This is a genomic window from Streptomyces sp. NPDC088147 (assembly GCF_044741565.1).
GTDB lineage: Bacteria > Actinomycetota > Actinomycetes > Streptomycetales > Streptomycetaceae > Streptomyces.
In genome coordinates this window covers 20,694-43,540 of record NZ_JBIUSY010000015.1, presented here as the reverse complement: position 1 = coordinate 43,540, position 22,847 = coordinate 20,694, and the positions used below count along the sequence as shown (strand labels likewise).

The 22,847-nt window shown below is 66.5% G+C and carries 17 protein-coding genes and 2 pseudogenes; 11 read left to right on the top strand and 8 right to left on the bottom strand.

Annotation, left to right across the window (positions count from 1 at the left end):
• Nucleotides 1-285 precede the first annotated feature (285 nt).
• The 4 genes from ACIOGX_RS36505 to ACIOGX_RS36490 all read left to right on the top strand — a co-directional run bounded on the left by ACIOGX_RS36505 (nucleotide 286) and on the right by ACIOGX_RS36490 (nucleotide 2,866).
• A complete protein-coding gene (locus tag ACIOGX_RS36505; protein WP_401919035.1) occupies nucleotides 286-1,368 on the top strand; it encodes a hypothetical protein in 1,083 nt (360 codons plus the stop codon).
• Between the two features lie 304 nt (nucleotides 1,369-1,672).
• Complete coding sequence (locus tag ACIOGX_RS36500) at nucleotides 1,673-1,891, top strand: hypothetical protein (RefSeq protein WP_401919033.1); 219 nt, start codon at nucleotides 1,673-1,675, stop codon at nucleotides 1,889-1,891.
• A 389-nt stretch (nucleotides 1,892-2,280) separates the two neighbouring features.
• The gene (locus ACIOGX_RS36495; protein WP_401919031.1) at nucleotides 2,281-2,622 is read left to right on the top strand and encodes a hypothetical protein; all 342 of its coding nucleotides are present in this window, start codon (nucleotides 2,281-2,283) and stop codon (nucleotides 2,620-2,622) included.
• Nucleotides 2,576-2,866, top strand: coding sequence for a hypothetical protein (locus ACIOGX_RS36490; RefSeq protein WP_401919078.1), 291 nt, complete (start codon nucleotides 2,576-2,578; stop codon nucleotides 2,864-2,866). Before ACIOGX_RS36495 ends, ACIOGX_RS36490 begins: the two co-directional genes overlap by 47 nt.
• Here ACIOGX_RS36490 and ACIOGX_RS36485 read toward each other — a convergent pair.
• Nucleotides 2,794-3,106: pseudogene (locus ACIOGX_RS36485) on the bottom strand (hypothetical protein); the annotation flags it as partial. The gene ACIOGX_RS36490 and the pseudogene ACIOGX_RS36485 sit on opposite strands and share 73 nt — an antisense overlap.
• Before the next feature lie 163 nt (nucleotides 3,107-3,269).
• Here ACIOGX_RS36485 and ACIOGX_RS36480 point away from each other — a divergent pair.
• Nucleotides 3,270-3,764, top strand: coding sequence for a GNAT family N-acetyltransferase (locus tag ACIOGX_RS36480; RefSeq protein ID WP_401919029.1), 495 nt, complete (start codon nucleotides 3,270-3,272; stop codon nucleotides 3,762-3,764).
• Nucleotides 3,765-4,273: 509 nt separating this feature from the next.
• The gene (locus tag ACIOGX_RS36475; protein WP_401919027.1) at nucleotides 4,274-4,621 is read left to right on the top strand and encodes a VOC family protein; all 348 of its coding nucleotides are present in this window, start codon (nucleotides 4,274-4,276) and stop codon (nucleotides 4,619-4,621) included.
• A gap of 149 nt (nucleotides 4,622-4,770) precedes the next feature.
• Here the strand turns inward: ACIOGX_RS36475 and ACIOGX_RS36470 are convergent, their stop codons facing one another.
• The 3 genes from ACIOGX_RS36470 to ACIOGX_RS36460 form a co-directional block, all read right to left on the bottom strand.
• Entirely contained in the window at nucleotides 4,771-5,580 is an 810-nt protein-coding gene (locus ACIOGX_RS36470; RefSeq protein ID WP_401919025.1) for a hypothetical protein, read from the bottom strand.
• A 332-nt stretch (nucleotides 5,581-5,912) separates the two neighbouring features.
• Nucleotides 5,913-6,419 (bottom strand): NUDIX hydrolase, encoded by a 507-nt coding sequence (locus tag ACIOGX_RS36465; protein WP_401919023.1) that lies wholly within the window; start codon nucleotides 6,417-6,419, stop codon nucleotides 5,913-5,915.
• 150 nt (nucleotides 6,420-6,569) lie between these two features.
• Nucleotides 6,570-7,037 carry a hypothetical protein gene (locus ACIOGX_RS36460; RefSeq protein WP_401919021.1) on the bottom strand — a complete coding sequence of 156 codons (468 nt, stop codon included), beginning with the start codon at nucleotides 7,035-7,037 and terminating at the stop codon, nucleotides 6,570-6,572.
• Between the two features lie 229 nt (nucleotides 7,038-7,266).
• Between ACIOGX_RS36460 and ACIOGX_RS36455 the strand changes: the two genes are divergently transcribed.
• Entirely contained in the window at nucleotides 7,267-7,617 is a 351-nt protein-coding gene (locus ACIOGX_RS36455) for a beta/gamma crystallin domain-containing protein (RefSeq protein WP_401919019.1), read from the top strand.
• A gap of 167 nt (nucleotides 7,618-7,784) precedes the next feature.
• Here ACIOGX_RS36455 and ACIOGX_RS36450 read toward each other — a convergent pair whose 3' ends face one another.
• The 3 genes from ACIOGX_RS36450 to ACIOGX_RS36440 form a co-directional block, all read right to left on the bottom strand.
• Nucleotides 7,785-8,216, bottom strand: a complete 432-nt coding sequence (locus ACIOGX_RS36450; RefSeq protein ID WP_401919076.1) for a DUF4259 domain-containing protein — start codon at nucleotides 8,214-8,216, stop codon at nucleotides 7,785-7,787.
• Between the two features lie 1,296 nt (nucleotides 8,217-9,512).
• Nucleotides 9,513-10,106: a hypothetical protein gene (locus ACIOGX_RS36445; RefSeq protein ID WP_401919017.1), complete on the bottom strand. Its 594-nt coding sequence runs from the start codon at nucleotides 10,104-10,106 to the stop codon at nucleotides 9,513-9,515.
• Between the two features lie 111 nt (nucleotides 10,107-10,217).
• Nucleotides 10,218-16,421 carry an RHS repeat domain-containing protein gene (locus ACIOGX_RS36440; RefSeq protein WP_401919015.1) on the bottom strand — a complete coding sequence of 2,068 codons (6,204 nt, stop codon included), beginning with the start codon at nucleotides 16,419-16,421 and terminating at the stop codon, nucleotides 10,218-10,220.
• A gap of 472 nt (nucleotides 16,422-16,893) precedes the next feature.
• On the opposite strand from ACIOGX_RS36440, the gene ACIOGX_RS36435 reads away from it, so the two are divergent.
• The 3 genes and pseudogenes from ACIOGX_RS36435 (at nucleotide 16,894) to ACIOGX_RS36425 (ending at nucleotide 21,643) form a co-directional block, all read left to right on the top strand.
• Entirely contained in the window at nucleotides 16,894-19,989 is a 3,096-nt protein-coding gene (locus ACIOGX_RS36435) for an FG-GAP-like repeat-containing protein (RefSeq protein ID WP_401919013.1), read from the top strand.
• Nucleotides 19,990-20,071: 82 nt separating this feature from the next.
• Nucleotides 20,072-20,236: pseudogene (locus ACIOGX_RS36430) on the top strand (transposase); the annotation flags it as partial.
• A 381-nt stretch (nucleotides 20,237-20,617) separates the two neighbouring features.
• Nucleotides 20,618-21,643 (top strand): hypothetical protein, encoded by a 1,026-nt coding sequence (locus ACIOGX_RS36425; protein ID WP_401919012.1) that lies wholly within the window; start codon nucleotides 20,618-20,620, stop codon nucleotides 21,641-21,643.
• A 185-nt stretch (nucleotides 21,644-21,828) separates the two neighbouring features.
• Here ACIOGX_RS36425 and ACIOGX_RS36420 read toward each other — a convergent pair whose 3' ends face one another.
• On the bottom strand, nucleotides 21,829-21,969 hold the full coding sequence (locus ACIOGX_RS36420; protein ID WP_401919010.1) for a hypothetical protein: 141 nt from the start codon (nucleotides 21,967-21,969) through the stop codon (nucleotides 21,829-21,831).
• 147 nt (nucleotides 21,970-22,116) lie between these two features.
• On the opposite strand from ACIOGX_RS36420, the gene ACIOGX_RS36415 reads away from it, so the two are divergent.
• The gene (locus ACIOGX_RS36415) at nucleotides 22,117-22,839 is read left to right on the top strand and encodes a DUF402 domain-containing protein (protein WP_401919008.1); all 723 of its coding nucleotides are present in this window, start codon (nucleotides 22,117-22,119) and stop codon (nucleotides 22,837-22,839) included.
• The last annotated feature ends 8 nt before the right edge of the window (nucleotides 22,840-22,847 follow it).

Sequence of the window (22,847 nt, the reverse complement as noted above, 5' to 3'; positions counted from 1 at the left end):
CTGGCCCCGAGCCGTCGCGGGTCAGCCCATGTACGCCCTCCCAGGCCGCAGTCTCCGCAAAGATCCACCTTCCGGATACGGATGCGCCGCCGTGCATCCTGTGGGAGGAGTTGCGCGAGGCCCTCTCAGCTCAGCTCAGCGCAACGCCCGGCCGTGATCAGCAGCTGCCTGTATGGGCGGTTTCGATTGTAACTTCCCTTCGGGTACTGAAAACTGACGCCATCCGTGAGGGCCTGCTCCGGCTCTCACGGCCGTGACCGCAGCCGCCGCCGCAAGGAAGTGCACATGTCGTCGTTGCCCCCGAGCACGGACGAGACGCCCGAGCCAACGGCGGGACGGCCCGGCCCACCGGTGCCGGCTTCCCGCGGCGCCCAGCGGTCGCTCATACGCCGAGCGCTCGCCCACTTCCTGCCCGGTACGGAAGGACTCGGCGGCGGACGGCGCACACTCCTCGTGTACACCGCCGCAGTCGCGGTCACCGCGGTTCTCCTCGCGGGCGCCGCTTACCTGCTGAGCTTCGGACTCGACCTGTTCACCACGCCGCAGAGAGTCCGGGCCGAGCAGAACGAGGGCGACCGGCTGGACGAGCAGAAGCCACCGTTCACGGCCGGAATCGCGTACGCCCCCGCGCCCAGTCTCTGGAAGATCGTTCTCGACCGCACACTGTCTCCCGCGGAGGTACGGCGACTGGAGTCGATCGCCAAGGGGGGCGATTTCTCCGAGGACGCCTGGGAGTTCCTGCGTCCTCTCGGCGGTCGCATTGTGCGCTTTCCGACGACGCTGAAGCTGACCGGTCCGCCGCCGCCCGACTACGACCCCCAGGAGTTCCATCCGTCGGACGCCACGATGTTCACGATGAACCTCCTGAGCGAGCGCACGTCCCAGCTGTCGATCGTCGGGATGAAGCCCGTCGACGTCTCGTGCCACGCACCCACCGCAAAGACGGTGGTGGCGTACCCGCCGCAGGGCGAGCAGGTTTACGCGGGTGTCCGGTTCGACCTCACCGACGACGGCGCCGAGCCGATCATCACCGACGAGGGAAACGACGTGGGCGAACCCTACTTCGCCCGCAAAAAGATCGATCTCGGAGGTGGACTGGAGCCCGGCGGCCTGAGAGTGGAGGCACTGGTGCTCGACAAGTCGTGCGAGTGGCGCATCAAGGCCCGCTACCAGGAGGCGAACGGGCATACCGGCGAGGTGGTGGTCGGCGACGGCAAGAAGTCCTTCTTCGCGGAGGCCACACCGAGCAAGCCGGAGCACTTATGGATCACGGACTTCAGCCAATCCGTCAACCCACTGGTCGCCTGCCACAAGCACCCCGAGAACCTCATGTGCGCCGCGATCATGGACAAAAGGACTGACTGGTGACGGCCATCGCCCTGGGCGAGAACGCTGCGCTACGGGGGCACGGCGCCCGTGCTCCGGCAGGGCCCGGAGACGAGGAGCGGCGGTGCACCGGACTGGCTGCTGTTCCTGTGCCCCGAACACTCCGAGGCCCCAACTGACCAGGCACCACGGCCGACGCCGACGCCGGCTGACGCTGCCCTGCGTGACCGCGCTGGACTACCGGACGACGGGCAGCGCAAGAAACTCCCCGACGTCTGTGCGAGGCGGCAGAGCAAGGCCGAGTTGGGGCTCTTGGCGGCTGGAGCGTCGCCGAATCTGGCGTCCCATGGCCCTCGCAGACGGGCTCCCGCTGGCGGCTGCGGCGGCCCATGCCAATGCCAATACCGCCATGGTGAGGATGCTGCTGTCCCATGGCGCCGACCCTGAGCTGAAGAAGCACGATGGCGCCGGGGGCAGCGCGCTGGACTGGGCCCGTGGCTGGCGGGAGCCCGGCCTCCCTCACGGGGAGGTCGTGGAACTGCTGGAACGGTCCCGGACGGCGTGAGGGCCTTGCACCCCTGAGACGTCCCAGCGGTGTCGGCGCTGTCGCGCGCGACGGAAGGGCCGATCCACCAGCCCGGAGCCTGTCCGGCAACTGCGCGAGCGCGCCGGCGATCCGCGCCCGCGAGGTCCTGGAGCTGAAGCCGCCGGCCCGGAAGGTCGAGCAGCAGCTATTCGCCGGGGAAGCCCCCGCCGTCACGTGACGGCGGGGCCGCCGGCCGGTGGCCACGGTCTTGGACGCGGCCGGCCCGACGGCTGAGACCGTCGCTTGCACCGCCGTCCAGGGCCCGTCCGCTCTCTCCCGCCGGGGAGTTCGCGTCCTGGCCGAGCAGACCGCGGTGCGCCTCGACCGCCACCCCGGCCCGGCCGGCCCGGGGAGTTGTCGGTGGCGCAGTGCGCGCTGCCGAAGCGCCCGCCGCTCTCCTCGCCGCCGTCGCCGACGTGGTGGTCGCCGAGGAGGACGTGGGGGAGCTGATCGCGCAGGAGTCGGCCGCCCGTCTGCCCAGGGCACGAGGTGACCCGCGGGGTGAAGAGCCGGCCCGTCTCGAAGGGCTCCTCCGGCAGCGGCTGCTCGGCCGCGACGTACTCGCCGATCGTGCCAGGACGGGACCGGACCGGCGGGCGTCGTCCTCCCGGTCCCACCGATCGATCATCGTGCTGAGCTCGCGGGGCCGAACTCCTCTTCCAGATCCTGACCGGGCGCGAGGAGAAGAACAGCGTCACCATCGGCTCTAACGAGTCCTTCTCGGGCCGGACCAAGACCTTCACAGACCCTCGCCTCTGCTCGGCCGTCGTCGACCGCTTCACCTTCGGCGGCAACATCACCGACACCGGCACCTACCGCCTAAGCCACCACCCGCGCCCAAGCGGAACAAGCAGCCGTCTGAGCCCAGTCCGCCTGCTCTGTCGAACTGGCCCGCACTCATCGACGATCACAGTCGGCTCCGACAGGAAGACATCCCGGTCGACGGGGCCATAAGCGATGTTGAACGTGCCGAGCCAGCACGACCCCCCGCGGATTCCCAGAGCGCCGGTGAACCGGTAGTTCAACTGCCGGCGGACCCACTGCCCGGGAAGCAGCCGAACGAAGTGGGCAAACCCAGCGGGCACCTGAGGCAACGAGAAGCCGACCGGCGCCGCGTTCCTGCGGGCAGCGGCTCTTCCCGCCCCGAGACTGCTTCGTCCAGGACGTCTTGATCCACCGCACCGTGATGTCCACTGCACCTGCCTTTCGCCGAGAACCTACGGTCAACATTCCGGACCGCTCTCCGAAACCGCCTACAAGCACTCTCCGGTCTCACCGACGCGGCCAGGCCACCGGCGGCCGCGCGCCCGGCCCCCGATCCTGCCGACCGATCCACCACGAAGGAGCTGATCACCGCATGGTGACCCTGCGCGCCCTGGGCCCCGACGACGCACCAGCCCTCACCCGCATCTACAGCGGGGCCTCCATCCGGCACACCACCGGCAAACCCCTCACCCTCGACCAGGCCCACGAGAAGATCCGCACCGCCCTCGCCCGAGCAACCGAAACCCCCCGCGCGCAGTGGAGCTGGGGCATCCTCAACGAAGCCGGCCTGATCGGCCTGATCGCCCTGCGGCGACGAACCCCGTCCATGGCCACCATCAGCTACATCCTCAGGGAGGACAGCTGGGGCCACGGCTACGCCACCCACGCCGCCGGCCAGGTCGTCCACCTCGCCTTCACCACCGCCGGCCTCCACCGGCTGGAGGCCATGCACCACCCCGACAACCCAGCCTCCGGCCGCGTCCTGGTCAAAGCCGGATTCACCCACGTCGGCACGTCCGACCGCCACAGCGACGACGGAGCCGCCATCCCCTACGAGCTGTACGCCATGGAGCACGACAGCACCTGAGGACAGCGACCACGCGGAGGGTCCGTGCCGCCTTCCGGGTACGGACCTCCGCACGCCCAACGCGGCTACAGAGGCCGCTCACGGATGTATCCACGCTCTCCAGGAAGACGGATGGCGTGGATACGAACGGAAAGCCACCGCCCTCGTTGACCGCGCCGCAATCACAGTCGTACTGGAGAAGGCCGCCGACGGCCAGGCGGGACTCGACGAGCTCACGACCTGGGCCCAGACGGTGCACTTCGTCGACGGCCCGCACATCGAAGACGGCCACGAAGACCTGCTGACACAGTTCCTCTTCGAGACTTCCACGCCCGAAGCCTTCGAGCCGGTGACGACTGAGCTCTGCCGTCGATGGCTGAGCAGAATTCAGTCATCGCTCGCGACACCGCCGGCAACCGGACGATAAACGACAAGCCAAGTGTGTGTTCGGCAACGTGCGATGAGTTCTGTTGACTCAAGCAGTCTGGAGAAGCGACACGGAACTGTGGTCCGAAAAAAGGATGGCGTTCATGGATATTGCCCGCGTGTTGATGGTTGCGCCGGTGGGGAACGTTGAGACCGCGGTGGTCTGGTACGAACGGTTGCTGGGACGCCCGGCGGACACCCGGCCGATGCCGTCGCTGGCGGACTGGCATCTCACGGCAGGGGGCTGGCTCTCGGTCTTCGAGGACGCCGAGCGTTCTGGTTCGGCGCTCCTCAATCTGGAGGTTCCTGACCTGGATGAGGCGCTTGCACAGCTCGAGGAACGCGGTTTGGCCGCGGGGCCGGTGCGGGCCGGCGGTACGCGCACCCGGTTCGCTGCCCTGGAAGACCCGGACGGCAACCGGGTCACCCTGCTGGAGAACCCCGTGACCTGACCCCTCGGATAGCGCGGGGACGGGGGCCGCGCCGGCGGTCAGGATTTCTTCGACGACGCCGGCACCTGTCTCTCCTGCACCGCCGGAAGGCACCGCGAGCTGCGCCCAGAACCGCGCCCGCCAGGTACCGAGGGTACGCCGCGGCCGGCTCATACCCCGCCACCGCAGCCGCCACCGCAGCCGCCTCCGCATGAACTGGACGCGCCGACGCCGCCGTCGTTGGCCCAGCCGGTGGTAGGGGCACGGTCCGTACCGGCAGCCCGCTCCGCCCGAGGGACGCGTACCTGCGCCCGGGTGACGCAGCGCTCGCACAGCGCCTCGAACTCGGGCCACTGATTCTGTCCCGTCCTCTCGTCAGCGATGGCGATCCAGACCGCCGCCGGCACATGCACGGCCAGGGCGATCACGAACCAGAGCCCGTTCGCGTCCGGCTGACGGACGTAGAACCCGATGCCGTACACGAGGACGGCGAAAAGACCGAACACCGCGGCCCACGCTTCCCTCCCGCCGGGCACGTCGCGCGTCCGACGTGCGGGGAGGTCGCGCCGCGCTGCCTGCCGCAGTTGGGCGCTGAAGGCCGGGAAGCGGGGTGATGCCCTCACCTCCTCCACGGAGCCGCTCCCTCCGGCGTCCTGAACGGCCGCTTGGAGTGCCGCCAGCAGGGGGTCCGATTCCGGTCGTGTGTCCCGTACCTTCCGGCGTCGGCCGCCGGAGGGGCGGTGCCCGGGGGACAGCAGCAGGATCCCGGCCTGTGTCGCCGCCCGCTCTCCCTCAAGGTGGTACATGGCGAGCACGGGCGTGGCGGCCCCGGTTTCGAAGAAGCGTCCGATGGCCTGCCGGTCACGCCGGAGCACGTAGCGGAGGCGGACCAGCGAATACGCCATGAATGCCGCGAAAGCGCCGACCCAGACGACCGCGAAGGCCCAGAAGGTCGGTAAGTCCCCCAGAAAGCCTGCCATCAGTTGCCCCCTCCGATCCCGCCCGGTCTGCCAGGGCCGGCCAGGAATCCCCTGGCTTCCAGGGTGACAGGAACGGCTCCCCCGCACAGGTACCCGACAGATCTCGGAGTCACCGGATCGGGGTGGCGGAGTACCCGGCGACCATTCGCCCCGCGCGTCGCCGCGCCTCGCGAGCCGGTCGACCCCGCCCGCATCGGCCGCGTCGTACGGCGCCGGGCGAGGGGCATGCTCACCACCACCGAGCCCGAAGCTGCCGGCGCGCTCGCCACGTTCCGCGTTCAATGACCGCCCGCCAGATCGGGACTTTCCCGGCTCTCGATAGCGTCGCCCACTCAGCCCGAGTGGGGCGATCGGCTGGGCAAGCGCGTGAGCTCGGCGAGATAGGTGTCCAGGAGCTGAACATGCCCTGGGAGTGCTTCGAGAAGATCCCACCAGTGAATGGCCGCGGTCTCCTCGTTGGCCTGAAAGTCGCGGGCTCCGGCACAGTGACCTGCGAACACGGCCAGGTATTCGACTCGCTGGTCGGGTGTCAGTACACATTTCGCGTAGCCGACGAACCGCATCGGTCCGTCAGGCTCCTGCCCGCTCTCCTCCAACAGTTCACGCAGAGCTGCCTGACGAGGCGATTCGCCTTGCTCGATATGCCCGCCAGGAAGTTCCCAGGACTGACGGTATCGATCGAGGACCATGAGAACCCGGCCAGCACACCAGAGGGCGACGAGCGCCGCCGGCAGTGGCGCATCTCCCGGCGGCGTTACCTCGTCTCCCCACGTGAACGAGAGCAAGGTGTTGCCACGGTCATCGGTTGCGAGCGGTCGGTGGTCCTCGAAGCTGGCCACGTTCGGATGCTTCCCAGCCCACTGCCTCGGAAAGCCCGCCGCTTGAACGAACTGCCGCTCTGCCTCTGTGCGAAACCTGGGCTGATCAACCCGGATTCCCCGACAGCGCCGGGTTCTCACCATGCAGCGAGGGCTTGAACGGGCGACGAGCTACGCGATCGCTCCCGCTGCCGCCGGCGCGCCGCTGAGGCGCGAGCACGCCCTCAGCGCGCAGTCGAAAAACTCACCAACGTCCACGCCGGGATCGCGTCGGGCGACCTCCCAAAATGCCTTCATCGCCTCGAAGGCCGCCGCCACGGGAAGGGTGAGCTCCTGGTGCGTCTCGGTCTCCACGTCCAGGTGATGGGCGAACCCGAAGTGATGGGCCCGGTTCTGCTCCGCAGTCACCACACGGTGGTGAGCTCTGCGAGCTGCCGTGAACCACCGCACCGCGCCGTCCGTGCCCAGCGCGTTGACGACGATCGCGAAGAACGCGGTCACCTGCTCTGCGCTCGCGGGCCAGCTGTCGGTGGGCATGCTGAGGCGATTGGCCAGCTCCTGGGTGAAGTGGAAGCCGAAGTTGTGCGTCACGCCCCACTCGTACCGGTCGGCCGAGGCTCGGGCTGTTTCTTGCTTCATCGTGCGCCACGGTCTTACCTGGGGTTATCACCTTTTTGATGTGTTTTAACTGGCTTCTATCGGTCTGGCGTCGTTTCGTCTATAGCGTGGCGGCACCATCGCACGAGCTGCCCGAGGGGTCCTGACGGGTCGTATCCGTCTGTCCGCTCGACGAAGTACCGCTCCGTCATGAGGCAGCATCGCCGACAGGGTCAGCCCGTGCGGCCGGCCTTTGTATGAAGGAGAGTCTGTGATCTCAAAAAGCTGGAGGGTCGCGCGTGCCCTGGCCGTGTCGCTCGCCGCAGTTACCGCCCTCACCGTCAGCACGAGCGGCAACGCCTACGCCATCGACCATGTCGAGTGTCGTGGCGGAGAGAACTTCCTCAAGATCTGGTCACACAGCGGTGGCAGGCAAAGCGTCGACTGCTACGCGAACCGCGGGAGGACCAGCTTCGGTGGGTGGTGGGTCGACAAGATCTCCACGGGCAACAACGACCTGATCTACTACGATGCCAACGGCGACTCGGTGAGGATCAATCGCTGGACGGAAATCAGCTTCCCGAACCGTCCGCCGAAGGTCAACTCCATCGAGATTCTGTGACGAGTTGACCGCCGGCCGCGGGGAATGACTGTCCGGTCACGCTCTTGCGGGGCGTGACCGTACATGGAGGTCGCCATGTCACGGAACTTGCGCCAGAGCCCAGACCCTTGAACAACTGATGGCACTACTCGGGTTCCGGCTCCGGGTTTGTGGCGGGTGACGATCGGTCATTGCTCGACATCGAACAGCGGGATGGACGGTGATGGCGGAGCAAGGACTGTGCGAAGGCGGTTGAGGTTGGCTCGCCACTGCTTCCAGTCTTCCGGATCGACCCAGTTCGAGGCCGGCCCGGCCTCGTCGCGGATGATGCGAGCGAGGGCCCTGTCTGCGAGAGTCCGGAGATCGTCAGGGAAGGCGGGCATGGGTTCTTCAGGGCCGTAGGGTGTGTCGATTGGGTCGCCGCCAGGGTACTGCGCCGCAATCAGTGCGGCTGCGGCCACCGCTTCTTCTCCTTCGGTGAGCCGGCCGGTGGCGTCGACGGTATGCGTGAGGACGCCACGGATCAGTGCCTCGCGTTCCCCGGGTTTGGCGTCGTCGAGAGCGTTGGTGAAGTCCGCGGCCGTGTCGTTGTCGAAGGGGCCAGTGCCCCAGGTGCCCATGTTGATCTCCTCGTGTAGGTGCGCCGGGATGTTCGCATCAGCCGCTGACATCGCGATCACTGTGTGAGCAGTACGCGCTTCCGCAGAAGGGCGAAGCCAGCACGCACGAACATCTGACGCTTGAGCATCTTTACAGCTACGTGGAACCTGGCTGGGGTGATCATGTCCCCTTGGTGCGGCCACGGACCGGGAGATGTGTCGGGCAGCACGGCGGTACTGGTGGAGACGTGGCCTGTGTCGGGGCGCCATGAGCGGACAGCGGTCTGCAGCTACACCTTCTTCGAGCAGCGCCAGCACCGAATGGCCTGCGCTCGCTGCGATTTCTATGCCCCGAAAGACTCCACCAAGGCGCAACTCATCGAAGCCAAAGACAACTTGCAGAGAATGGCCGCCGCGACCCCCTCACCGACGACGAACGCGCGGCCGTCGATGACGGCCAGGAAGCGCTGGACAGCCTACTCAACCGTCTGGCCGACACTCCGACACTCCGACACTCCGACGCCCGCAGGCCCGAACACCACGCGAGCTCGACGTACCGACCACTGCACGCCTCCTGCCACTCGTCGCCGCCCGGCAACGCGGCGCAAGCGCGGAACGCTGATATCGAGGTGCGAACCGGCTCGGGGAGAGTGCCACAGTCACTGTCGTGACCTTGATGGACATACTCGTCGACTTCTCCGGCACTGGCCGGATCGGCCCCCTGAGCTGCGGAATGTCCCCGACCGAGGCTGAAGACCTTCTCGGCAGGACGCCGTCACCGTCACTGCCGCAGACCTCTTGGCCCACCCGGTCACGCCGGACAACGCCCACGTCGTGAAGATCGTCGACTTCGCCGCACCTGAGGCCCCACTGTCCAACTGGCGCGACCACCTCGCACTCTGGGCCCGGCAGCGGAACCTGTTGCCCAATGCCAAGCCGCACGACGAGTGCGTCGTCGACCTGCGGGCTCCGCAGCTGGAACTTGCCCTCCTGACCGACCGAACCGGCCTCGCGAAGATCGGCGGTATGCCCCCGGACGAACAGGATCTCGGCGAACGAGTCGTGGCCAGCCTCGTGCGCGCCTTTTCGCCCCCAGGCCAAGCGTCCGCGGCCGCCGACGGTGCGGCGGCCGTACTTCTTCGAAGATCTGCACCTGGCGTCCCGCTGAGGCACGGTTGCTGCCACTGTGGCCAGTCGGTGTCGAAACCCTGGTCCCGAACGAGAGAACACCAGTCGTCTGCCCGGTGGACGGCATCGGCCGAACCTTGGGCAAAGAACCTTCACGGTCAGAGGTGGAGAACGCTCGCATCCCGAAAGTCAGAAGAGAGTCAGTAGGGGGGAGGCCAGAAAGTAATCAAAATCCCCGATCTCGAACAGGCAGACGGTGAAGAACTCCGGAGATTCTTGCGCGTCTATATTCCATTGTCCGGCGGTCCTTTTTCCCAAGGTATACCCATCCGTTCCCTCTAGCTCGATGTTAATTCCGTTTGAGTGAATTCCGATCTTTGATGAATCGGAGAATTTCGCCTCAAAGAATCTCTTGCTCGGTCGCAGCGACCCGCCGGCTCTTATCTGGCAAGGGGCTCCACAAATGGTGGCGTGGACTCCGGTTCTTAGGCGGCTTCTTGCCGGATAGCCAGGGGCGGCGATTTCTTTAATTGTCATTCTGCTCTCCCCATTGAGGAGGAGATTCCAGTCTTCATGCTTGTTGGCTAGCGCATCCGGAGATCTGCTTTCAGATGGGGAACGCGTGAGAGTTACCACTCCGACAGGAGTTTCTGCGTAGGCGTAAGGGCGCTCTTCTCGCGCTGGTTCTGCATATTCCAGCAGCGACGAGTGCAATTTTCGCACGATTTTAAATTTCACATCTTCCTCAATTCTGGAAGCGGCTCGCCGCCGGTCCACGCTCATTGTCGAGTGTGGACCGGCGGCGAGTCCATTAACATGGAACACCTTTGCCTGCCGTCGCCGCATGGGGCCCTTGGACTCGAGGAGTCTGCGAAGGCCTGCCTTACGCGGGTTTCATCTACGGATACTACTCCAGGCCTGCCCCATGTAATACATGAATGGACCTTTCCCGGTGAGCTTTCTAACTGCACCTTGAAATCCCCCTCGGGGCAAGGCTGAAGCCAAATATCCGACCGCTTCCGGCCCCGTGGTCTGGTGCCCGTATGCTTTATCGATGGCCAGGCTGGTTGGCGTGCCGATCAGAGCTGCAGTCACTGCTCCGGCAATTACGACACACCCCAGTCCTGCTGTTCCCGCGCATGCGGCAACGGCTGTCAGGCCTGCCACTATTCCTATTCCTATGTTTGCGGCTGTCTGGGTCAGGAACCTGTTACTAGTCATTTTAGAAACTGCCGAGTCAATTCCGCGACTTATGCTTCCGAAGATGCTGTCTTGTTCGCGGCGTTCTGCATCTGCTTTTTCCCTGGCGACTTTATCGGCTTGAGCCTGTGCTGCTGCCTTGGATTTTGCCTGTGCTGCGGCTCTTGCTTTTGCGTTGGATTTGGCTCCTGAGGTGCTGGGGTTGTAGTAGGAGACCTTGTAGGTGGAGGGATTTGCCTTGTATGCGGCGTATTTCTTCTGGGATGTCTTGTCTTTCTTTGGCGTCTGCTTCCAGACCCATTTGCCGTTTTTGCCGAGGGTGTATCCGGCGGTCATTCCGCGTTGGTCGGCCCAGTATTCGTCGTTGTAGGAGGCTCCGCCGGCAGGGCCGTCAGGACGCAGGCCGCTGGGGTCGGACTGGGTGACGGGGCTGTTGTGGGCGTAACTGTAGGCGTTCATCTGGGCGGGGTCGTCGAAGTCGATAACCGGGTCGACGGAGAGGAAGCGGCCCAGGGCGGGGTCGTATTCGCGGGCTCCGAGGTGAGTGAGGCCGGTGGGGTCGTTGGTTCCTTGGACGAAGCCGCGGGTGCCGGGGATCTGTTCGTTCTGCGTGGAGCGGGTCTGGCCGAAGGGGAGTTGCTTGCGGCGTGTGAGGGCGAGGGTGGTCATGCCGACGGCGGCCATCGCGGTGCCCTGATGGTCGGACAGGAGGAAGGAGAAGCCGCTGCCGGTACGTACGGCGACGGTTTCGCCTTCATGGGTGTAGTAGCGGACGGCTTCCTTGGTTCCCGTGCTGGTGACCTTGAGTTCGTTGCCGCCGGGGAGGGTGAGGGTCTGGCTGCCGTCCGCGTCTTTGGTGATCATGCGGTTGCCGTCGGCGTCGTAGGCGTAGCTGGTGGTTTTGCCAGCTTCGCTGAGGGTGGCGAGGTGGCCTTCGGCATCCCAGGTCAGGGTCTGGTTCTGGTTGCCGAGGGCGCGCTGAGTGGTGTTGCCGGCTTTGTCGTAGGCGAAGGTGCTGATGCGGCCGTTGTCGGGGCCACCGGTGGTCTTCGCCTGCTGGACGGCGTGGGGGAGGCCCGTCTTGGCTGCGGGGTGGGTGTAGGTGGTCGTGGCGTCGGAGCCGGCCTGGGTGCCCGTGGCGTGTTCGACGAGCTGGGTGCGGTTGCCGAGGGTGTCGTAGCTGTAGGTCTGCCAGTAGGCGTCCGGTCCGCCGACCGTGGCCGCTGACGGGGGTGTGGTGCAGGCGGTCTTGGCGGTCCATGCTTCGCCGAGCCGGCCCAGGAGGTCGGTGGTGAAGCACTGGGTGTCGACGGTCTTGGCCGTGTCCTGGCCGCTGGCGGTGGTGATGCCGGTGATGTTGCCCGCGGGGTCGTAGGTGTAGGAGGTGTCGTCGATGCGCTGGGGGGCGAGGTCACGGTCGGTGGTCTGCCGGGTCATCCGGCCGGTGTGCTCGTCGTAGACCCGGGATGTGTAGACCTTCTTGCCGAGCGTTCCGTACTCGGTGCGCACCGGGCGTGAGAAGACGTCGTGGGCGGTGGAGTTGACCAGAGTGATGGAGCCCGCGGTGGTCTTCTGCGGGAGGTTGCCCTCGCCGTAGATGGTGGTCTGGCGTTCGCTGGGCAGGTTCCCGACCGCGGGGTGTCTGATCCATTCCTGGAGCCCGGTGTAGGTGTTGTAGCCGAAGGTCCAGGTGTAGGCGCCCGCGAGTGTGCCGGCCTGGGAGGGGACGGTCACGGTGCTGGAGGTGGGCTGGTACCTGTCGTTGTAGGCGTCCGTGGCGGTGCGGTATTCCTTGCCGTCGATGTACCGGCTGCTGCTGGTGGGCTGGCCCTTGGCGACGGTGTCGTAGGTCCACTCGGCCAGGAGCGTGCCCCCCTGCTTCAGGCCGGTGCTGCGGCCGAGCGCGTCATAGGAGCTGGTGAGAGTGATACCGCGGGCATCGGTGGTCGACAGGGGCTGTCCGAGCTTGTCGTAGACCGTGGTCGAGACGCCCTTGTCCGGGTCGTCTGCTTCGATCTGCTGGCCGCGGTTGTCGAAGGTGTATGTCCAGGTGTTGCCCACGGGGTCGGTGACAGCGGACGGCTCGTCGTACTTGCCGTAGGCGTAGACCGTCTTCTGGTGCGTGGTGCGGGCGGTGTTGGTGTACTCGAGACGTTCGGTGGCCCGGCCGCGGGCATCGGTGATGACGGTGGTCGCGGTGCCGCCCTTCGGCGGTATCACCGTGGTCCGGTCACCGTCGTAGAGGGTGGTGGTGCGCCACTTCTCGTCGCCGAAAGTACGGGAGACCGTGGCGGTTTCACGTCCCGCGCCGTCGTAGAGATTCTCGGTGGCGGCGGGTATCTGCTGGTCGGCGCCGGTTACCAGAGACTTCGACGGGGCGCCCGCGGCGTAGTAGGGGGAGTAGGTTTTCCAGACGAAGCCGCGGGTGTCGTAGTGCGTCTCGGTGACGACGCGGTCCTCGGTGCCGATGGCGGGGGACTGGGTCTCCCGCTCACGCAGAAGCCCGTCGTAGAGGGCGAACGACGTTGCGTAGGAACCGTCGTGCTGGAGGGCCTTGGTGGCGACGGCGTTCGCGGCGGTCTTCGAGATGGTGTACGTGAATTCGGCGGACGGCTGTGTGGCGTGATCGGCCTTGGACCATCCGGGGTTCCACACCTTCAGGAGCCGTCCGAGCCCGTCGTGCACGGCGTCGGTCCGTTTGCCGTTGGCGTCCACGATGGCTGCGGGGATGCCTCGCGCCGGGTCGTACTCGACGGTGGTGGTGTGACCGAGAGCGTTGGTCTCGGTCTTCGACGTCGGGGCCTCGATGGTGCTCGGAGTGTAGGCGGTGGTGTCCTTCTGACCGAGTGCATCGGTTTCGGTGAGCTCACGGCCGTGCTGGTCGTAGCTGGTGCTGGCGGTCGTGAGGTAACCGGTGCCTGCCGCGTCCTGTTCGTCGAGGCGGGTGACGTCGCCCTTGGTCGGAGCAGTGGTGAGGCTGGTTGCACCGTCGTAGTAGTACCGGGCCACGGAGACCAGGTCGGCGGGCAGCGAGGGCGTCGTCCCGCAGGGCTTGGCGACCGTCCTGACCTCGGAGGCCAGGTTCAGGAGGTTGGTTCCCGGGTTGGGTGTGTAGGCGGTGGTCGTGCACTCCTCGTCGCCGGCCTTGGCGGTGTCGCCGAGCCGCGATTCGGTCAGGACCTGGCCGTAGGCGTCGAAGGTCCGCTCGGTCTGCGCCGTGCGCCAGCCCGATCCCACGGCGGTGCGGGTCGTGTCGGACTTGATGCCGGTGGCGTAGGTGGTGAGGGGCGCCAGCCCCTCCGGGCGGGACTCGGTGGCGGTGACAGCGGAACGCCACGGCTCGTAGCTGGTCGTGGTGAGCAGTTTGCCGCCGTCGCCGTCGAACGTGGCCTCTTCCCGGGTCATGCCGGCGAAGGCCTCACGGTCTGTAACCGCTATGCCCTCTTGGTCCTTGACCTGCGCGCCGTCGATGCCGCGGAAGTAGCGGTACTCCTTCAGCGTGCGCGGGTCCGCGCCGGCGCCGGCGCGGACCTGGACGCGTCCGTAGCCCTTACGGTCGTCGTAGGTGAGGTGTTTGGCCTTCGTGAACTCGTCGTCCTTGGACTTGGCCCAGGCCAGACCGTCGAGATAGGAGTAGTCGGTCTGTTTCACCGGTGCTCCGCCGGTGTTGTCGGACTCCAGCACCTGGGTGACCACGTAGGAGTGGAACCAGTCGAGGTAGGGCTCGTAGTCCGCGGCCGGTGCGTCCGGAGGTGACCACATGACGGGGTAGCAGCGACGGGTGTTCGAGGCGGGGGAGGGGATGTCACCCGCTTTGCAGTCGGCGGCTGCGTAGGTGACACCGATGGTGCCGCCCGTCTCGGTGTCGATGCCGTAGACGCGGTAGCGCACCAGTGGGGGCACTGGGTCGGGCTTGCCCTCACGGGTGGTGGCGCCTTCAACGCGGTTGGCCAGCTGCTGGCCCTTGAAGGTGACCGAGGGCATGGTGACGTCGCCGGTACCGGTATGGCCGGTGCGGGTGATCGACTTCAGCCACAGCGCGGGGTCGGTGCCGTCACCGGTGGGAGGGAAGTCGTGGTCCAGCTTCCATGTGTCGACCGCCTGGTAGGTGCCGCCGGTCAGGACCGAGGTGTCGATCTGGGTGAGACGCTTGCGGGTCCAGTAGGACGGCGAGTAGCTGTCCTTGCACTCGGTGCCGGAAGCGCAGTACTGGTCGAAAGGCACATCGGGCCAGTTCATGGCGTTGGCCTTGTCGAAGGTGCCGCAACTGCTCAGGCAGCGCTCGGAGACGGTGAAGTCGATTTTCCCGGCGGCCTGTTTGCCGTACATGGTGCTGGACCGCAGACCGTACTCGATGCGCTTGAGGTAACCGCCGCGGGTGTAGTCGGTGGCGGAGGAGTCGCCGGTGGCGTCGTTGACGTTGCGGCCGTAGGAGTTGGTTTCCTTCTCCCAGTAGTACGCCATGGCGTCGGAGTGCGGGTCCACGACGTAGTCGAGGTTCCAGCGCCATGCCTGCTGGCACCAGGAGTCCTTGAACGCGTTGGCGTGGCAGGGTTCCCCGGCCTGGTTGCCGAAGACCGGCACGGTCCAGGTGGAGTTGGTCTCCGGCTTGCCCTCCGCCCAGCCGGGCAGCCGGTTGTAGCCGAAGTAGTAGCGGGTGCCGTCGGGAGTCGTCACACGCCAGTACTCGCCGTTGTCGTCCCCGTTACCCCGGTTCGAGCTGGTGAGCTTGACGGCCTTGGTGCCGTCATCGCTCTCCAGACGCCACTCGCCCTCGGGGTCGTCCTTGACGGAGTCGTCCTTGACCAGGACGGTGCTCTTCCCGCCCAGGTTCAGGACAGCGTTCTCCTTCTTCCAGCACTGGTCGCCGACCCTGCCGATGGCGTTGCTGTCCTTCGTGTCATCGGTGCAGGGGATGTAGCGGCGCTCGATGAATCCGGGCTCCATGGACCAGCCGTCGCCGATCCAGTTGGCCTGGTTGTTGGTGGCCGCCGTACGGCCGTCCACCGACTGTGAGGAGTACCCCAGCGAGATGTCCGGCTGCGCCCCGCCAGGCACCTCGGGAACGGCGATGTCGTACGTCCAGGAGAACCCGCCGTTACCGCCGCCGGCCGACCAGGCCCCTGACGGCGCCAGCGAGGTGGCCCTGAAGTCACCGGCCGCACCGGCCGCGGCCGCCGTCACAGCCAGGAGAACCGACCCCTGACCGGCAGCCAGGCCCGTGACCGAACGTGCCGAAGCGAGGGACCTGGCGACGGGGGCGGTCTTCCCCCGCTCGGAGGGAGCGGCGGCCGGCAGCGGGACCGGAGCGGACACCGTGCCACGCTCGGTGTCATTGACCGTCCCGAGAACCTTGCCGGTACCACACCCCTTGGCTTCAGGTGTGGTCAGTACGCAGCCCGGGAGCTGCTGCACCGCCAGACGGGAGGCCCAGTCACCGCCGAAGGACTGCCGGAAACTGCTGTAGTCGACCTCCACGTCGAGCGAACCCCGTTCGCCCTCCAGGGGCCTGACGGCCAGAAGGACACCGTCGACGCCCAGTGTCGCGGCAGTCTTCTGGTCCAGCACCTGGACCTGTGCCCGCGCGGGGCCCGCAGGCCTGCCGCTCTCGGCACCTGCCCGGCTCAGCTTGACCGGGAGGGAGCCCGCACGGCCCTTGGCCACGCCGGTGGGCGGAACGTCCATCTGTGTGGTGCCTGCTCCCGGCCAGGCCGAAGTCCGCGTGCCCTTCGAGGGGCTCTGCTTCGTCTGGTCCGGCCGCGAGACCGTGTGTTCCTTGACCGTGGAGGTGGGAACGGGGTCGGGCTTCTTGAGCTTCAGCAGCTCCAGCTCGGCTGCCGCGGCGACGGGGGCCCCCAGCAATCCGGCCACCAGATAGGCCACGAGGGACAGTGCCACCCATCGCACCGCCCGGACCCGTCTGTTGATCGTGCGCGTGGAACGGCGAAATGCATTCGCCCGCAAACCGGTCACCAATTCCCCCCACGGGAAGTTCACAAAGATGAAGATCGGGAGGACCTTAGCAGTATGCAATGGAGTGGTAAACATCCCTCGAGTGGAGGACGTAATCCTGTTGGTGATAAGGGGATGGCTTCGGGGGCGACGGTCACTGTTCGTGAAGGGTGTAAACCTGGAAAAATTCCCATCCTCTCGCCGCTCGCAAGGCTTTGAGCTGGGGTTGTGCCGAGTGGGGGTGCTGGATGGATGTGACGGGCGAAACGTCCCTAAGGTACTTAAGTGTGGATTCACCCTATTCGGCTTCTCTGTGAATGAAACCCTTGATAATCCTTCACGTGGTCTGGGCCCCCGCCTGGATCGTCCACACTATAAAGTGCCCGGAATGCTGTGCCTAAAGAGAAAAGGAAGTGTGATGAGGTCACACCGAAAGAGACCGAACCGTGCGGCGCCACACCGCCTCCATATTGTTGCGGCCGCCACCCTCGCGATAGTCGCTTCCCTCATAACGGCCGTTCCTGCAAACGCAGTTGACGATGCATCAGGGCCTCCGCGCGCGGCGGCAGGGACACCTGAGGCCGAAGCCCTGTCCCAGGCGGCCGAGTCGGGCGAGCCGGTCGAGGTCCTCTCACAGCGCACCGAGGCATCACAGGTGTTCGCCAACCCTTCCGGTACGTTCACGGAGGAGCGGTTCGCGACAGCCCAGTGGGCACGCCAAGGCAACAAACTGGTGGACATCGACACCACCCTGCGGCGCGGCGCGAACGGAAAGATCACCCCGAACGCCACCGCGGTGGGCTTGGAGTTCTCCGGCGGTGGCGGGGGACCGCTGGCCACCATCAGACGCGACGGCCGCAGCCTCTCCCTGTCCTGGCCCAACCCCCTGCCCGAGCCGGTGATCTCGGACGACACCGTCACCTACCCCGACGTCCTGGCGGACGTCGACCTGAAACTCCGCGCCGGTGCCTCCGGCTTCGCCCAGCTCCTGGTGGTCAAGACCCCGCAGGCCGCAGCCAACCCGGAACTCAAAACCATCGCTTACGGCATGTCCAGCGACGGTGTGGATGTCACCACTGACCAGTACGGCAATCTCAGCGCGGTCAACCCAGGAGGGCAGGAGCTCTTCACCGCCCCCACACCGCGCATGTGGGACAGCACCACGAGCGAGCCCGTCGCCCTGGCCGCCGCCAGGACGTCAGGCGAAGCAGCCGGCCCTCCACCGGGAGACGAGTTCGAACCCGGACGCGGGGCCAAACAGGCAGCCATGCCCATCGAGGTCAAGGACGGCGCCCTCGAACTGACCCCCGACCCCGAGGTGATGACCGGCAAGGACACCCAGTATCCGGTCTACATCGACCCCTACGTCGAGGGATCCCGTCACTCCTGGGCCATCGCCTACAAGAAGCACCCCGACGCCGAGTTCTTCAACGGCGCGGGATGGGGCGGCTCCGGTTCCTCCACCTCCACCGCCCGCGTCGGCTACGAGGACGAGACCAACGGCCTGGCTCGCTCGTACTTCCGCATGAACACCAAGAACCTGTGGAGTACCAACAAGCAGGTCGTCAAGTCGACGTTCCGGATCAAGAACACCTGGTCCTGGTCCTGCACCGCCTCGCGCGTCGACCTCTGGCGCACCAGCGAGATTGGTTCCTACACCAGCTGGAACAACCGCCCCGCGCGCAAAGAACAGCTGAGCCACGTCAATGACGCCAAGGGCTGGGGCTCGGACTGCCCCGCCGGCAACCTGGCCTTCGACGTCACCTCCGGGGCCAAGGACGCGGCATCGGGCAAGTGGAACACCATCATCTTCGAACTCGCTGCCAACGACGAGGCCGACGTGTTCGGCTGGAAAAAGTTCGATGCCAAGTCGGCTGTGATGTCCACCGAGTACAACACACCACCCGACGCGCCCACCGGCCTCGACACCGTCCCCAGCACGAAGAACACCAAGGGCTGCGGCGACACCGCGCCCTACGGCCTCATCGGCAACACCGACATCTACGTCACCGCGAAGGGCAGCGACAAGGACGGGGGAACCGTCAAAGTCCAGTTCAACCTCTGGGCCACCGGCCACCACCCCAACGACGACCCCAACGGCGTACTGATCGTCAACCAGACCGTCTCCGTCACCTCAGGCACCGTCGCCAAACTCAAGGTCGCCAAGAGCACCCTCAGCAAGTACATCAACGTCGCCAGCGGCAACTTCTCCTGGAAGGCCCGGGCCGACGACGGCAAGACCACCTCCGACTGGACCCCGGCCGCAGGGAAGGCCGGCTGCCGGTTCGTCTTCGACCCCAACCGGCCCAGCACCCCGCCCGCCGTCGCATCGCCCCAATTCCCCGACGGCAGTGACGGATGGCCCTCCACCACCGGATCCGTACGCAGCGAGGGAACCTTCACCCTCTCCAGCGGCGGAGTCACAGACGTCGCCAAGTACGAGTACTGGACCGACACCGACCAGACCGTCCGCACCGCCACACCCACCGCCACCGGAGGAAGCGTCAGCGTCAAGCTCACGCCCACGACACCCGGTTCCAACCACCTCTACGCACGCAGCCTCGACAAAGCCGGCAACAAATCCGACAGCGCCGACTACCTCTTCTACGCCAACGGCCTCAAACAAGCCGACACACCGGGCGACATCAACGGTGACGGCAACCCCGACCTGTGGGCCGTGGACAAGGACGGCACCCTGCACCGCTACTACGGGGCAGGCGACGGCACCCTCACCGAGAACACCAAAACCGCCTCCGACTTCAACTGGACCGGGGTAAAGATCACCCACCGCGGCGACTGGACCGACGACGGCTACGAAGACCTCATCGCCCTGCGCCCCGGCACCACGGGCGTCAAGAGCCTGTCGATCCACCCCAACAACGGCTTCGGCTTCGCCTGCACCGACTGCGAGGGCGACACCACAGACCGCCAGGAACTGACCGTCTACGACCCGGCCAACAACCACTGGAGCGACGCCGACGAAATCCTCGCCATCGGCGACGTCGACGGCCCCCTCGATATCGACAACGACGGAACCCCCGACATTACCGGCTACCCCGACCTGCTGGTCCGCAACGGCGACCTGCTCTGGCTCTACTACGGAGCCGCGGACTACCGCCTCGACACCGACCGCGAGCCCATCCTGATCGGCGCCGACGGCTGGAAGGACATGGACCTGTTCGCCCCCGGCGACACCAACGCAGACGGCCGCGTCGACCTGGGCGCCCGCGACCGCACCACCGGCGACATCTTCATCTACCGGGGAAGCGGGGACGACGGGGACGGACTCGCGGACCAGAGCACCAAAATCCAGGCGGGCAGCCAGTTCACCGTGGCCGCCAACCCGCTCATCACCTCACCCGGCGACGCCGACCACAGCGGAGCCTTCGACATCTGGTACACCCGCAAAACCGACGGCGCCTCCAGTCTGATCGCCTACCTCGACCTCGGCACCGACCACAAGACGAAGGTGCCCGTCGCAGGAGACTGGACCGGCTACCAGATCATCAGCTGAAGCCCGAGTACCAGCAGACCGTGGTGCCGCCTCCTGCAGCGCGGCGTCACGGTCTGCTCGAAGGATGACAACGGCGAATGAACCCTGGCAGCGGGGCTCGAACGAGAACACCAACGGCCTGCTACGGCAGTACTTCCCGAGAGGGACAGATCTATCCAGATACGGCAGAGAAGACCTGCAAGCCGTAGCGGCTGAACTGATCTCCAGAGCCAGGAAGACGCTCGGCTGGGACACCCCAGCTGAGCGCTTTCCAGGTTGCTGGAGGACGACCCCAACCCCCCTTATGTTGCGACGATTTGTTGAATCCGCCCCACAGGCCCCGACCATGTCGACGCCCCCGCCGACCACAGGTCTGACCGCGGCAGGTCAGGAGTCGGTGATGTGGTCGAAGCGTCATCTGCCGACTCAGTCACGCGTTCGAACAGAGTGAGACGTGCGGCACCGGGCCCCGGCACCATCGCCCGTAGGGCCCGGCCCTGTGCGCGATGATTCTTCGGAAGTGGAAAGCAGCGAAGGGACCAAGCGGCGGAAAACCGCTCTTGCCGGCCAGGAGAACCTCTATGGTGAGCGGCCCGCTGGCTGGTGTTCCCACGGGACTCCGGCCGGACGCTGCTGAACGGGGAGAGACATGCTGGACGTCATCGCACTGGCAGGACAAGCCGTTCCGATCGCAGGCGACTTCCTCGCAGGCGTAACCCAGAACATGGCTGCCAACCTCGTATGCGATCTCGTGACGAGACGGCTGCGGCAAACCGACGAGGGAACCCAGGCCGCTGAGGCCCTCCAGGAGAACCCGCGGGGTGCTGCCCAGCGGAGCGAAGCTACCCGGGTCCTCACCACGGCAGCCCAGGCTGATCCGGAGTACGCGCAGACCCTTAGCAGCGCCGTCTACGTCTACAACCAAGGCACCGCAACGTCCGGGTCCCCACACCACCAGGTCAACATGGGAGGCGGCATTGCTGGGAAAGGCCACCAGGTGGCTGGCGGCAACATCATCAACCGCAAGCGCAATGTCCGTATCGGACTCGGCGTTGTCGCAGCGGTTGCCGTTCTCTTGGGCGGCGTCGGGGTTGCCCAGCTGATCACGGACGACGACAGCTCTGGTGACAGCGGCACGTCAGCAGATGCATCGGGCAGGGGAACTGGTCAGTCTGGCGACACGCCGGCTGAGGGTCGCGTCAAGACCTTTACCGTCGACATCCAGTCTGAGGAAGGCCAGGACAGCGAGGGAAACCCTCGGGTTTATAGGACTCGTGGCACTCTCACCGCCACGGCCGGATCCCCTGTCCAGGCCCACCCACTGTGTTCGCTGCACGCTTCCCAGAGCACATCGATTGTTCCCGTCACGGTCTCTTACACGAACAATAATGATTCGAAGTGGGCGGGAGCGGAGACACGGTTCGAAGCCGAGCAAGCCATGATCGGGGTCCATGTCCCCGACGGCGTTGGCACATACGGGGTTCGGGCCGGGCAGTCGTGCGCGCAGGGATTCGAGATGAAGTACACCGACCTTGGTATCGGCCAGACGGTGACGGAGGACCTCGTTCTCGTTGCTGTCCCCTCAGGGCGTCCAACCGAAATCAAGCTGACGGTCGCCCAGTTCGGGACTGACGGGACGCCGTTCAAGGCGTTCTCTCTCGCCGTGAACGGCTGAGCGACATCCACGGGTCCGACGACTTTCGGCCGTGTTACGGGACGGCGGGTGCGGGGCCTCTTGCAGGTCTGGGTGCCTGGCCAGGGTGATGCGTGCCAGCAGGGTGACGACCGTGAGATTGACGACGCCGTTGCGGTGGGCATCGGCGACCAGCTCCCGCCGCGCGTCGACGTCGAGGATCCCGGTCACCGCCCCGGCTTTGCCTGGCGTTCGGACTCCGTGGCCTGGAACCGGTAGGAATCGGTGCCGGTCTGGACGAGCATGCAGCGGAAGGTGATCCGATAGGCGATGGCGGCGCAGAGCCAGGGGCGAAGATCCTGTCCCACTCAGCGAACGGGGAGTTGGTGGCCACCGTGCGGAGCCGACCGCTGGTTCTCCCGCTTCCGCGCCTGATCCGGGCAAGCCCAGGTGCCCTTGAGCAAGCCCCCGCGTGGTGGCTTGCCCAAGGTCCGGGATCGCGCTGTGCTGCTGCCGTGCCGGGTATCCCGGCCGGGATGGAGGAGGAGACGGTGCATGTCTTCGAGGCAGGGCAGACGGTCGTAAGGCGTGATGTGCACCGCAGCGGCCGGGTGTGGACCGAACTGGCGCTGCGTGTCGTCGCCGACACCGACCAGGCGCTGGTGACCGCGTGCACGCCCGGAGCGGAGGCCCGGTGGCCCGCCCTGTACGCGAAGGCCCGCACGGATGAGGACCGTTCGGTGCGCACGGAGGCGTTCGAGGCGATGGCGAGCGGCCGGTGGGATCTGGCGGCCACGGTGTGGCAGGAGACCGACCTGCTGCTGTGGAAGCCGCCGGCGGCCTGGTTCAGCGTCAACGCCTTCTTCGTCCCCGACGGTGAGGGGCGCCGACTGCGGAACTGGTACGTGAACTTCGAGCACCCCACCCGTCGCCGCAGGGCCGGGTTCGACACCTTCGACCTCACCGTCGACCTGGTCGTCACGCCCGACCTCACCCGCTGGGAGTGGAAGGACGAGGACGAGTACGCGCATGTGCGGCGTCTCGGCATCGTCTCCGACACCGAGCACCGGGCCGTCGACGACGCCCGCGCCCAAGTGCTGGCGATGCTCGACGACCGCACCGGTGTCTTCGCGCACGCGCAGCGGTGGGCGGCCTGGAAGTGGGAGCCGGCCTGGCCCACACCGCGTCTGCCCCGGCCCACGGCGGCCGCGGGGAGGGTTGCACCGGAGGGAGACTGAACCGTTGC

Bases quoted from the DNA above. Each gene is read 5' to 3' on its own strand.
- ACIOGX_RS36505 (WP_401919035.1), top strand. From the start codon at position 286: ATGTCGTCGTTGCCCCCGAGCACGGACGAGACGCCCGAGCCAACGGCG.
- ACIOGX_RS36500 (WP_401919033.1), top strand. From the start codon at position 1,673: ATGGCCCTCGCAGACGGGCTCCCGCTGGCGGCTGCGGCGGCCCATGCC.
- ACIOGX_RS36480 (WP_401919029.1), top strand. From the start codon at position 3,270: ATGGTGACCCTGCGCGCCCTGGGCCCCGACGACGCACCAGCCCTCACC.
- ACIOGX_RS36475 (WP_401919027.1), top strand. From the start codon at position 4,274: ATGGATATTGCCCGCGTGTTGATGGTTGCGCCGGTGGGGAACGTTGAG.
- ACIOGX_RS36470 (WP_401919025.1), bottom strand. From the start codon at position 5,580: ATGGCAGGCTTTCTGGGGGACTTACCGACCTTCTGGGCCTTCGCGGTC.
- ACIOGX_RS36460 (WP_401919021.1), bottom strand. From the start codon at position 7,037: ATGAAGCAAGAAACAGCCCGAGCCTCGGCCGACCGGTACGAGTGGGGC.
- ACIOGX_RS36450 (WP_401919076.1), bottom strand. From the start codon at position 8,216: ATGGGCACCTGGGGCACTGGCCCCTTCGACAACGACACGGCCGCGGAC.
- ACIOGX_RS36445 (WP_401919017.1), bottom strand. From the start codon at position 10,106: ATGAGCGTGGACCGGCGGCGAGCCGCTTCCAGAATTGAGGAAGATGTG.
- ACIOGX_RS36435 (WP_401919013.1), top strand. From the start codon at position 16,894: ATGAGGTCACACCGAAAGAGACCGAACCGTGCGGCGCCACACCGCCTC.
- ACIOGX_RS36425 (WP_401919012.1), top strand. From the start codon at position 20,618: ATGCTGGACGTCATCGCACTGGCAGGACAAGCCGTTCCGATCGCAGGC.